The following is a 9,672-nucleotide window of genomic DNA, read 5'->3' as shown; positions in this document are numbered from 1 at the left end:
TCTGTCGGCGGCCAAGCGCGGCCTGCTCTCCGATGCCGACGTGCTGCACGGCAATGTCCTGCTCAAAGGCTTGACTACCCTGGCGGACAAGCATCGCCTGCTCGGCCGGGTGCAGTTCGGCGGCACCGAGTCCGGTGGTTTCTCCTCGGTGCCGCCGTCGTTGCGCTTCTTCGCCGGTGGTGATCAGAGCGTGCGCGGTTACGACTACCAGAGCCTGTCACCGGAAAATGCCCAGGGCGACAAAATCGGCGGCCATTATCTGTTCGCCGTCAGCGCCGAGTATCAGTACAGCGTGGCCGAGCGCTGGCGCGTGGCGACCTTTGTCGACCAGGGCAACAGCTTCAATTCGCTGGATTTCTCCTCCCTGAAAAGCGCCGTCGGTATCGGTCTGCGCTGGGTCTCGCCGGTCGGTCCGCTGCGCCTCGATCTGGCCCACCCGCTGGATGACCAGGGTGGGGTGCGGGTGCATTTTTCCATGGGGCCGGAGTTGTGAGGCACGGGCTGAAGCAAGGCCTCTATGGGCTGCTTGGCGTCCTCCTGGTGCTGGTGCTGGCGTTGACCTGGATGCTCACCAGCACTGCCGGCAGCCGCTGGGCGCTGGCCCGGGTGCCGGGTTTGCAGGTGAGCAATTTCAGCGGCCAGCTGGGCGGGCAATGGCGCGCCGAGCAGCTGCGCTGGCAGCAAGGCGAGCGCCTGGTGGACATTCGCCACGCCGAGATGGTCTGGTCGCCGCTGTGTCTTTTACGCCTGACCCTGTGTGTCGAGCGCCTGCAGAGCGAGCGCATCGAGCTGCGCTTGCCGCCTGGCGAGGAGCCGGGCGAGGCGCCATTGCGCTTGCCGCAGCTGCAGCTGCCATTGGCTGTGCAACTGGGCGAGGTGCACATCGGCAGCCTGCAACTCAACGGCGCCGAGCAGCTGCAAGGCCTGCAACTGGCGGCGCGCTGGACCCGCGAAGGCGTGCAGATCGACAGCCTGCGCTTGCAGCGCGGCGACTTTGCCCTGGATCTGAGTGGCCGACTGCAGCCCAGCGGCGACTGGCCACTGAGTGTCGCCGGCCAGGTGCAACTGCCGGCGCCGGAGCAACAGGACTGGCAGCTTGACCTGCAGATCGCCGGTGATTTGCACAGCAGCCTGCAGGTGACGGCCGATAGCACGGGTTACCTCGTTGGGCGTCTGCATGGCGCTGTGCAGCCGCTGGCGGATAATCTCCCGGCCAGCCTGCAGTTGCATGCCGATGGCTTCAAGGCCAGCGGCGAGCTGCCGGATACCTTGCGCCTGAACAGCATAGCGCTGACGGCCAGCGGCGATCTGGCCGACGGCTACCGGGTCAGCGGCAACGCCGAGTTGCCGGGCGAGGGCGGGCCGCTGGCCTTGACCCTGCGAGGGTTGCTCAAGGCTGACGGCGCCGAAATTGTCGAGTTGAACCTGAGTGCCAGCGCCGAGCAACAGCTGCGCCTCAGTGGCCAGCTGGACTGGCGCGAGGGGTTCGGCCTGGACAGCCGCTTCGACTGGGAGGATTTTCCCTGGCGCCGCCTGTATCCCGAGGTGACGCCACCGCCAGTGGCATTGCGCCGGCTCAGCGGTGAGCTGGCCTATCGCGACGGCAACTACCTGGGCCACTTCGCCGCCACGCTGGATGGCCCGGCCGGTGCGTTCAGCCTGGAGAGCCCGCTCAGTGGCGATCTGCAGCAGCTGCACCTGCCCGATCTGCAACTGCGCGCCGGTCAGGGGCGGGCCGATGGCCAACTGACCCTGGGCTTTGCCGATGGCCTGCGCTGGGATGCGCGCTTGCAACTGCACGATTTGGATCCGGCCTACTGGCTGGCGGAACTGCCGGGCACCCTGGGCGGGCCGCTGCACAGCCAGGGCCAGCTGGACGATCAGCAACTGAGCCTGGATGCCCAGATCGACCTCAGCGGACGTTTGCGTGGCCAACCGGCGCAGCTCCGGGCCGAGGCCACTGGCAGCGGTGAGCACTGGTCGCTGCAGCGTCTGGCTCTGCGCCTGGGCGACAATCGCATCGACGGCAGTGGCGAGCTGAATCAGCGCCTGAGCGGACAGTTGCGTCTGGACCTGCCACGCCTGGGCCAGCTCTGGCCGCAGTTACAGGGGCAACTCCAGGGGCAGCTCGACCTGGCGGGCAGCCTGCAGGCGCCACAAGGCCAACTGAGCCTGCAGGGACAGCGCCTGGCCTACACCGACCAGCGCCTGCAACGCGTGCAACTCGATGCGACGCTCGATAGTGCCCAGCAAGCGCGGGTCGAACTGGACGCCCAGGGCATTGTCCTGGGCGATACCGAGCTGGGCCGCTTGACGGCCAGCGGGCAGGGCGATCGGCGCCAGCAGCGACTGCAGCTCAAGCTCGACGGACCCTCGTTGCAAAGCGCTTTAACTCTTGCTGGCCGCCTGGACCAAGGCGCCTGGCGCGGGCAACTGAACAGTGCCGAGGTACAAAGCGGCGGTCAGGACTGGCGCTTGCAGCAGCCTGCCGGCCTGGTGCGCCTGGCCAACGGCCAGCTCAGCCTCGCCGCGCACTGCTGGCGTTCCGGCGCGGCCAGCCTGTGCGGCGAGGATCAACGGCTGCTGCCCGAGCCCAGGTTGCGCTATCGCCTCAGCGACTTTCCCCTCGACAGCCTGGCGCCCTGGCTACCCAGGGACTTCGCCTGGCAAGGCCTGCTGAATGCCGAGATACAGCTCGACGTGCCGGCGGCGGGGCCGAGCGGTCGGGTCGTGCTGGATGCCGGCAGCGGCACCTGGCGCATTCGCGATCGGGACCAATGGCTGGACTTCGCCTACGACAGCCTGCGCCTGGAAAGCCAGCTGAGCCCGCAGCGAATCGATAGCCAGCTGGACCTGCGCGGGCCGAAAATCGGCGAGCTGTCGCTGCAGGCACGCCTCGACCCGCGGCCGGCGAACAAGACCCTGGCCGGCGATTTCCGTCTGAGCGGTCTGGACCTGGCGCTGGCGCGACCGTTCCTGCCGATGGTCGAGCATCTGGCGGGTCGGCTCGACGGCAGTGGCAACCTGTCCGGCAGCTTGCTGGCGCCGCAAATCGATGGCCGCTTGCAGCTCCGCGAGGGCCAGTTGTCCGGTGCCCAATTGCCCATGACGGTCGAGGCGTTGCAGGTGGACGCGTTGATTGCCGGGGAAAGCCTGCAGCTCAGCGGCGGCTGGCGCAGTGGCGAGCGGGGGCAGGCCAGCCTGGCCGGCGAGCTGACCTGGCGCAGCGGCTTGCAGGGCGAGTTGCGGCTGCGCGGCAGTCACCTGCCGGTCAACGTCGAACCCTATGCGGAGCTGGAGGTGGAGCCGGATTTGACCCTGCGCATCGCTGCCGAGCGGCTGTCGATAACCGGCAAGGTGCTGATCCCTCGCGGCAAGATCGTGATCCGCGAGTTGCCGCCTTCGACGGTCAAGGTCTCGGACGATGCGGTGATTGTCGGTCGTGAAAGTGTCGAGCAGCAGCCACTGGCGATCGCCATGGACATCGATGTCGAGGTGGGCCAGGAGCGCCTTAGCTTCAGTGGCTTCGGCCTCAAGGCAGATCTGGCCGGACGCGTGCACGTGGGCAATGACCTCGACACCCGCGGCGAGTTGAGCCTGAACAACGGCCGTTATCGGGCCTATGGCCAGCGCTTGACCATTCGCCGAGCGCGTTTGCTGTTCATCGGACCTATCGATCAGCCTTACCTGGATGTCGAGGCGATTCGCCGGGTCGATTCGGTCGTCGCCGGTCTGCGTCTGAGCGGCAATGCCGAACAGCCCACCAGCGAGGTGTTTTCCGAGCCGGCCATGAGCCAGGAGCAGGCGCTGTCCTATCTGGTGCTTGGCCGGCCGTTGGGGCAGAGCAGTGGCGACAACAACATGCTGGCCCAGGCGGCGCTCGCCTTGGGTCTGGCCGGCAGCGCGCCCTTGGCCGGCGGCCTGGCCCAGGGGTTGGGTATCAAGGACTTCCAGCTGGACACCGCAGGCAGCGGTACCAGCACCAGCGTGGTGGCCAGCGGCAGCCTGTCGGAGCGCCTGAGCTTGCGTTATGGAGTCGGTGTGTTCGAGCCGGCGAACACCATCGCATTGCGCTATGAACTGAGCAAACGCCTCTACCTAGAGGCTGCCAGCGGCCTGGCCAGTTCTCTGGACCTGTTCTACCGGCGCGATTTCTGATTACACCGGGGCGTGCCGAGTGGGCGCTGGCGATTTGATCGCTGAATGTGCGGTGTCCTGTCGATATCCTGCTACTTATCTCTGGATATTCCGCTGTTTGACGGTAAGTTCAGCTAAGTATTGTCTTGTAAATAGTGAATTGGACTGCGCGTCTCTTCATATACTGGCGCCCGCTCCAGCAAGGGCGAGCCTTTCCAGCGTTCGCCCTCGCGGGATGTGTAACTGATGGCGTCACGCTGCCTACCCGGCGGCCGAGCATGCGAAGGGTACCCAACCTCGCGACTACTACAAGAATAAGGAACCTTAGATGGAATCCCTCAACAGTTTGGTCAATCAACTCAATGGTCTCGTCTGGGGGCCGCCGATGCTGGTAATGATCCTCGGCACCGGTCTGTTCCTGATGCTGCGCCTGAAATTCATGCCGCTGAGCAAGATCGGCGCCGGTTTCCGGCTGATGTGGCAAGGGCGCAAGAAAGGCGATGCGGAAAGCGGCGAGATCACCCCGTTCCAGGCATTGATGACCTGCCTGGCGGCGACCGTCGGCACCGGCAATATCGCCGGTGTCGCCACGGCGATCTTCCTCGGTGGTCCCGGCGCGCTGTTCTGGATGTGGTGCACCGCCCTGGTCGGCATGGCCACCAAGTACGCTGAAGTGGTGCTGGCGGTGCATTACCGCGAGAAGGACGAGCGCGGCGAACACGTCGGCGGGCCGATGTACGCGATCAAGAACGGCCTGGGCAAGAAGTGGCTGTGGCTAGGTACCGCGTTCGCCATCTTCGGCGGTTTCGCTGGTTTCGGCATCGGCAACATGGTTCAGGTCAACAGCATGGCCGCGGCCCTCGAGGCGACGTTCGCCGTGCCGCTGTGGCTGACCGGTCTGGTCACCATGCTCTTCGTCGGCCTGGTCATCCTCGGCGGCATCAAACGTATCGGCAAGGTCGCCGCCACCCTGGTGCCCTTCATGTGCGTGGCCTACATCATCGCCGCCATCGTGGTGCTGGTGGTCAATGCCGCGCAGATTCCCGCCGCATTCGAGATGATCTTCACCTACGCCTTCTCCCCGGTTGCCGCGACTGGCGGTTTCGCCGGTGCGGCGGTCATGGCGGCGATCCGCTTCGGTGTGGCGCGCGGCATCTTCTCCAACGAAGCGGGCCTGGGCACTGCCGGTATCGCTCAGGCGGCCGGCACCACCAACAGCGCGGTGCGCTCGGGCATGATCGGCATGCTCGGAACCTTTATCGACACCCTGGTCATCTGCACCCTGACTGGCCTGGCGATCATCTGTTCCGGCGTCTGGACCAGCGGCATCAGCGGTGCGGCGCTCTCGGCCGCGGCCTTCGAATCGGCCATGCCGGGTGTCGGCGGCTACATCCTGACCATTGCCTTGGTGGTATTCGCCTTCACCACCATTCTCGGCTGGAGCTATTTCGGCGAGAAGTGCTGGGAGTTCATGGTCGGCACCAAGGCCATCCTGCCGTTCCGCATCCTCTGGGTCCTGGCGGTGCCGTTCGGCGCCGTCGCCCAGCTGGACTTCGCGTGGCTGGTCGCGGACACCCTCAACGGCCTGATGGCAATCCCCAACCTGTTGTCCCTGTTGCTGCTCAGCCCGGTGGTGGTCAAGCTGACCCGCGACCACTTTGCCCGTGAGGCCGGCGTGAGGGGTGTCGAAAGCCTGCAGCGTTAGGCGATCCTGGCCAGGTTCTGCATAGAGACTGGCCATCTGCTGAAATATGAACCATAAGAAAGCCCTGCACTGCAGGGCTTTTTTGTGTGGCGGCTGTCCCGAATGCCGAGCTTGCTTGGTCAGCATCAGCCATGCCCGCCATGGCATGGGGCCTTGAGCCTGCGGCGCTCGATGCCAGCGGCGCTGGATGTGGATCCTGGCCTGTTCTACCAAAAGCAACTCGGCCTCCTCCCAAAGTACCATTCTGTCGCGGGCTTTCTGGGTGCATAACTAGCACTACCGGAATTCGCCGGCTTGATAAGAAGAGGACCGCCCCATGTGGACTAAACCCGCCTTCACCGATATGCGTATTGGTTTCGAAGTCACCATGTACTTCGCCAATCGTTGATTGGCCTTGCCCCGGCGCCGTCGGGGCATCTCACCGGAATTCGCCATGCATATCCAGATTCTCGGTTCAGCCGCCGGCGGCGGCTTCCCCCAGTGGAACTGCAACTGCCGCAACTGCCGTGGCGTGCGCGACGGCAGCCTGCGTGCGCAGCCGCGTACCCAGTCCTCGATCGCCCTGAGCGACAACGGCAAGGACTGGATCCTGTGCAACGCTTCGCCGGATATCCGCGCGCAGATCGAATCGTTCCCGGCCTTGCAGCCGGCGCGCAAGCCGCGTGACACGGCGATCGGCGGGGTCATTCTGATCGACAGCCAGATCGACCACTGCACCGGCCTGCTGACCCTGCGCGAGGGCTGTCCGCATCAGGTCTGGTGTACCGAGATGGTGCATCAGGACCTGACCAGCGGTTTTCCGCTGTTCAATATGCTCGCCCACTGGAACGGGGGCCTGCAGCACAACCTGATCGAGCTGGATGGCGTGCCGTTCAGCATTCCTGCCTGCCCGGATCTGCAGATCACCGCGATTGCCCTGCGCAGCAGTGCGCCGCCGTACTCGCCGCACCGTGGCAACCCGCACCCGGGGGACAATATCGGCCTGTTCGTCGAAGACCTGCGCACGGGCGGCACCCTGTTCTATGCCCCCGGCCTGGGGCAGGTGGATGATCAACTGCTGGCCTGGATGCGTCGCGCCGATTGCCTGCTGGTCGATGGCACCCTGTGGCGCGACGACGAGATGTGCCAGTGCGAGGTCGGCGACAAGCTCGGCAGCGAGATGGGGCATCTGCCGCAAAGCGGCCCCGGCGGCATGATCGAGGTGCTCGACGGCCTGCCGGCCAAGCAGAAGGTCCTGATCCATATCAACAACACCAATCCGATCCTCGATGTCGATTCGCCGGAGCGTGCCGAGCTGAAAGCTCACGGTATCGACGTCTCCTGGGACGGCATGAGCATCCAATTGTAGGGTGCGCTGTGCGCACCGGAGAGCAGTGATGAGCCAATCCGCCATGAGCCCTGCCGAGTTCGAGCAGGCGCTGCGCGCCAAGGGCGCCTATTACCACATTCATCATCCTTTCCATCAGGCGATGTACGCCGGTCAATCCAGCCGCGAGCAGATCCAGGGCTGGGTGGCCAACCGCTTCTACTACCAGGTGTGCATCCCGGTGAAGGATGCGGCGATCATGGCCAACTGCCCTGATCGTGACACCCGTCGCGAGTGGGTGCAGCGCATCCTCGACCACGACGGCGCACCGGGCGAGGAGGGCGGCATCGAAGCCTGGCTGCGCCTGGCCGAGGCCGTGGGCCTGGACCGCGAGCAGGTGCTGTCCCAGGAACTGGTGCTGCCGGGCGTACGCTTCGCCGTCGATGCCTACGTCAACTTCGCCCGCCGCGCCTGCTGGCAGGAGGCGGCCAGCAGCTCGCTGACCGAGCTGTTTGCGCCGACCATCCACCAGTCGCGTCTGGATGCCTGGCCGCAGCATTACCCCTGGATCGATGCCAGCGGTTACGACTACTTCCGCAAGCGCCTGAAGGAGGCGCGTCGCGATGTCGAGCACGGGCTGCGCATCACCCTGCAGCACTACACGACCTACGAGGGTCAGCAACGCATGCTGGAGATCCTGCAGTTCAAGCTGGACGTGCTGTGGAGCATGCTCGATGCCATGAGCATGGCCTACGAACTGGAGCGTCCGCCCTATCACACGGTGACCGCCGCGCGCGTCTGGCATAAGGGGATAGCGCTGTGAGCAGCCTTTTACCCGTGCCTGCGGTGCACCCTGCGTCTGCAGGTGGCCCTCGCGTAGGCTGTGCCGCACGCATTAACGCGGAGTCGAAACCATGAGTCAGTCTCTCGCCAGCAAGATCCCCAAGCTGCGCCGCGGCTTTCGCCTGCAGTTCGAGCCGGTGCAAAACTGCCATGTGCTGCTTTACCCGGAAGGCATGATCAAGCTCAATGACAGCGCCGGGGAAATTCTCCAGCAGGTCAATGGTGCGCACAGTGTCGACCAGATCATCGACACCCTGCGCGAACGCTTTCCGGACGTGCCGGGACTCGATGAAGACATCCTGGCCTTTATGGAGGTAGCCAATGCTCAGTTCTGGATCGAACTCCACTAGCACCTTGCCGGGGCCGCCGCTGTGGCTGCTGGCCGAGCTGACCTACCGCTGCCCGTTACAGTGCCCGTATTGCTCCAATCCGCTGGATTTTGCCCAGCAAGGTGAGGAACTGAGCACTGCCGAATGGATCGAGGTGTTTCGCCAGGCTCGGGCGCTGGGCGCGGCGCAGCTGGGTTTTTCCGGCGGCGAGCCGCTGGTGCGCCAGGATCTGGCCGAGCTGATCAAGGCCGCACGCGACCTGGGCTACTACACCAACCTGATCACCTCCGGCATCGGCTTGAGCGAAGAACGCATCGCCAGTTTCAGCGAGGCCGGGCTGGACCATATCCAGATCAGCTTCCAGGCCGCCGACGAGGAGGTCAACAACCTGCTGGCCGGCTCGAAGAAGGCCTTCGCCCAGAAGCTGGCCATGGCCCGGGCGGTCAAGGCGGCCGGTTATCCCATGGTGCTGAACTTCGTCACCCACCGGCACAACATCGACAACATCGAGCGGATCATCGAGCTGTGCCTGGAGTTGGAGGCGGACTTCGTCGAGTTGGCTACCTGTCAATTCTACGGCTGGGCCGAACTCAATCGCGCCGGCCTGTTGCCGACCCGCGCTCAGCTCGAACGCGCCGAGCGCATCACCAATGAGTGGCGCGCCAAGCTGGCGGCCGAGAATCACCCGTGCAAACTGATATTCGTCACCCCGGATTACTACGAGGAGCGACCCAAGGCCTGCATGAACGGCTGGGGCAACCTGTTCCTCGACATCACCCCGGACGGCACCGCGCTGCCCTGCCACAGCGCCCGCCAGTTGCCGGTGCAGTTCCCCAACGTGCGCGAGCACAGTATCGAGCACATCTGGCGCGACTCCTTCGGTTTCAACCGCTTTCGCGGCGACGACTGGATGCCCGAACCCTGCCGCTCCTGTGACGAAAAGGCCAAGGATTTCGGCGGCTGCCGCTGCCAGGCCTTCATGCTCACCGGCGACGCCAGCAACGCCGACCCGGTGTGCAGCAAGTCGGCGCACCACGGCATCATCCTCGCCGCCCGCGAAGAGGCCGAGCAGGCGCCGGGGGCGCTGGATGGGGATAGCCTGGTATTCCGCAACGAGAAGGCCTCCAAGATCATATGCAAGGTCTAGGGGCCGCCATGCACACCGAACAAGCCGATGGCATCTGGAGCGCCGCTCAGGCCGCCGCCGCCAGTGGCGATTTCGCCGAACTGCACGCCGCCCATGGTGGCCTGCTATGGGTGGCTTTCGCCCCGCAGCAGGCGCGCTGCGGCCTGTTCTTCTGGCGTGACGAGGAACTGCGCGAGCTGACCCCGGCGGGTTTCTCGGTGCGCAG

At 65.2% G+C, this 9,672-nt stretch carries 8 protein-coding genes and 1 pseudogene; all 9 read left to right on the top strand.

Translation table 11 applies throughout. From position 1 onward, the window contains the following. Positions 1-493, top strand: a 493-nt coding sequence (locus tag ABZE94_RS17440) for an autotransporter assembly complex family protein (protein WP_372876878.1), incomplete at its 5' end; no start/stop codon positions are given. Continuing rightward, a complete protein-coding gene (locus ABZE94_RS17435; protein WP_372876876.1) occupies positions 490-4,158 on the top strand; it encodes a translocation/assembly module TamB domain-containing protein in 3,669 nt (1,222 codons plus the stop codon). The genes ABZE94_RS17440 and ABZE94_RS17435, both read left to right, overlap by 4 nt. 307 nt (positions 4,159-4,465) lie before the next feature. Beyond that, the gene (locus ABZE94_RS17430; RefSeq protein ID WP_372876874.1) at positions 4,466-5,842 is read left to right on the top strand and encodes an alanine/glycine:cation symporter family protein; all 1,377 of its coding nucleotides are present in this window, start codon (positions 4,466-4,468) and stop codon (positions 5,840-5,842) included. A gap of 316 nt (positions 5,843-6,158) precedes the next feature. Next, a complete protein-coding gene (pqqA, locus tag ABZE94_RS17425) occupies positions 6,159-6,230 on the top strand; it encodes a pyrroloquinoline quinone precursor peptide PqqA (protein ID WP_003284930.1) in 72 nt (23 codons plus the stop codon). A 45-nt stretch (positions 6,231-6,275) separates the two neighbouring features. After that, complete coding sequence (pqqB, locus tag ABZE94_RS17420; RefSeq protein ID WP_372876872.1) at positions 6,276-7,190, top strand: pyrroloquinoline quinone biosynthesis protein PqqB; 915 nt, start codon at positions 6,276-6,278, stop codon at positions 7,188-7,190. Positions 7,191-7,218: 28 nt separating this feature from the next. Beyond that, on the top strand, positions 7,219-7,971 hold the full coding sequence (gene pqqC / locus ABZE94_RS17415; RefSeq protein WP_372876870.1) for a pyrroloquinoline-quinone synthase PqqC: 753 nt from the start codon (positions 7,219-7,221) through the stop codon (positions 7,969-7,971). A gap of 91 nt (positions 7,972-8,062) precedes the next feature. After that, positions 8,063-8,341 carry a pyrroloquinoline quinone biosynthesis peptide chaperone PqqD gene (gene pqqD, locus ABZE94_RS17410; protein WP_372876868.1) on the top strand — a complete coding sequence of 93 codons (279 nt, stop codon included), beginning with the start codon at positions 8,063-8,065 and terminating at the stop codon, positions 8,339-8,341. After that, positions 8,313-9,467 carry a pyrroloquinoline quinone biosynthesis protein PqqE gene (gene pqqE, locus ABZE94_RS17405; RefSeq protein ID WP_372876866.1) on the top strand — a complete coding sequence of 385 codons (1,155 nt, stop codon included), beginning with the start codon at positions 8,313-8,315 and terminating at the stop codon, positions 9,465-9,467. Before pqqD ends, pqqE begins: the two co-directional genes overlap by 29 nt. Further along, a pseudogene (locus ABZE94_RS17400) lies at positions 9,455-9,672 on the top strand (S9 family peptidase); the annotation flags it as partial. The gene pqqE and the pseudogene ABZE94_RS17400, both read left to right, overlap by 13 nt.

It is taken from the genome of Pseudomonas sp., assembly GCF_041601375.1.
Lineage (GTDB): Bacteria > Pseudomonadota > Gammaproteobacteria > Pseudomonadales > Pseudomonadaceae > Aquipseudomonas.
This window is presented reverse-complemented; position numbering and strand designations above follow the sequence as displayed.